General features: G+C 74.8%; 2 protein-coding genes. Both read right to left on the bottom strand.

Annotated features, from left to right (window positions below; all coding sequences use genetic code 11):
• Window positions 1-25: 25 nt before the first annotated feature.
• Window positions 26-1,183 (bottom strand): alanine racemase, encoded by a 1,158-nt coding sequence (alr, locus tag N864_RS21910; protein ID WP_034722501.1) that lies wholly within the window; start codon window positions 1,181-1,183, stop codon window positions 26-28.
• 26 nt (window positions 1,184-1,209) lie between these two features.
• Window positions 1,210-1,906: ADP-dependent NAD(P)H-hydrate dehydratase (locus N864_RS21905; protein ID WP_276203114.1), on the bottom strand; the 697-nt coding region annotated here is incomplete at its 5' end.

Here is a 1,906-nt window from a genome sequence, read left to right as displayed (position 1 = left end):
AGCAAGCGGCTTGACACAGGGCTTCTCATGGCGCCTCGTCCGGAGACTGGTTGACGTGAATCCGTGGCACCCGGGCACCGACGCGGGTGACGATCTCGTAGCTGATCGTGTCCGTCATCTCGGCCCAGTCCTGCGCGGTCGGTTCACCGGGAGCGCCGCCGAACAGGGTGGCGACGTCACCGGCTCGGGCACCCGAGCCGGCGCCGAGGTCGACGACGAACTGGTCCATGCAGACCCGCCCCGCGACCCGCGTGCGGGTGTCCCCGACGGCGAGCGGGCCGACGTTCGTCGCGTTGCGCGGGATGCCGTCCGCGTAGCCGGCCGGGACGAGGCCGACGACCGTGTCGTGCTCCGGCGCGTAGAGGTGCCCATAGCTGATCCCCTGCCCAGCGGGGAGCCGTTTGACCAGCGCGAGCCGCGCCCGCAGCGACATGACGGGACGCAGGCCGAAGTCGTCGTCGACCTGCGGCACGGGGCTCAGGCCGTAGAGCGCGAGGCCGGGGCGCACCAAGTCGGCGTGGGCCGACGGGTGCAGCAGGGTCGCGGCGGAGTTGGCGAGGTGGCGCACCTCGAGCCGGCACCCCTCCCGCTCGGCCTCGGCGGCCGCCTCGAAGAACCGGTCCTGCTGCGTGAGGACGGTGGGGTGGTTCGGCGCGTCGGCGTGCGCGAAGTGCGTCCAGACGCCGACGACGGTGATGACGCCCTCGGCCTCGAGCGGGCGGGCGTGGCGCACCAGCGTCGTCCAGTCGGGGCCGTAGGCGCCGCCACGTCCGAGCCCGGTGTCGACCTTGAGGTGGACGCGAGCCGTCCGGCCCACCGACCGCGCGGCCGCCGCGATCTCGTCGAGGGCCCACGGCGCCGACGCTGACAGGTCGATGTCCCGGGAGATCGCGCCGGCGAAGTCCGCGCCGGGCACGGCGAGCCAGGTCAGCAGCCGAGTGGTGATCCCGGCGTCACGCAGCGCGAAGGCCTCGGGCATCTGGGCCACGCCGAGCCAGGTCGCGCCCGCACCGACCGCGGTGCGCGCCACCTGCAGCAGGCCATGCCCGTAGGCGTCGGCCTTGACGACCGCCATGAGCTGGGCGTCCCCTGCGCGGGCACGCAGGAGGCGCACGTTGTGCGCGAGGGCGGCGTGGTCGATCTCGGCCCAGACGGGCAGCGCGTCGGGTATCTCCGTGGTCATCGGTGGCAGTGTCGCACGTCAGGCCGTCAGATCCCGCGTGCGAGCAGCTCCCGGACAGCCGACGGTATGGCGTGTGCCACCCGCAACGCTCGCACCGGACCTCCCGCTGACGCGCGCTCTGCCGCGAGGCCGTGCACGAGGGCGCCGAGCGACCCCGCGTCGAGCGGGTCGAGCCCGGCCGCGAGAAGCGTGCCGAGCAGGCCGGCGAGGACGTCCCCTGCACCGGCGGTCGCGAGCCAGGCCGGTGCGTCGGCCTGGGACCGGACCGGGCCGTCCGCCGCGGCGACGAGCGTCGTCGAGCCCTTGAGGAGCACGGTCGCGCCGGTCAGCTCGGCGATCCGCCGGACCGCGCCCACCGGGTCGGCCTCGACCTGCTCGCGGCTCACCTCGCCGGTCACCCCCGCCCAGGGCCGAGTGGCCGGATCGACCTGGGCCCGGACCGGCTCGCCCGTGCTCGCACCGTCGCCGGAGCCGACGTCGGTCCGGCCGGTCAACCCGTCGGGCGGGTCGGTCAGGAGGCGGGTCAACAGGCGGGCCGCCTCGCCGGCGTGGGGCGTCAGCAGAGTCGGGGCCGAGCGGGGTCCGTCGATGAGGTCGAGGCCACCGGCGTCCACGACGACGGGCAGGTCGGACGCGAGCGCCTCGCGGGCGACTCGCAGCTGCTCGTCCGGCCCCGAACTGGCCTCTCGACTGTTTGTGGCCTCTCGACGGTTTGTGGCCTCT

The sequence above is a fragment of the Intrasporangium chromatireducens Q5-1 genome (assembly GCF_000576575.1).
In the GTDB taxonomy this organism is placed as follows: Bacteria; Actinomycetota; Actinomycetes; order Actinomycetales; family Dermatophilaceae; genus Intrasporangium_A; species Intrasporangium_A chromatireducens.
The sequence above is the reverse complement of the archived record's forward strand: the minus strand, read 5'-3'. Positions and strand labels throughout refer to the sequence as shown.

Bases quoted from the DNA above. Each gene is read 5' to 3' on its own strand.
- alr (WP_034722501.1), bottom strand. From the start codon at position 1,183: ATGACCACGGAGATACCCGACGCGCTGCCCGTCTGGGCCGAGATCGAC.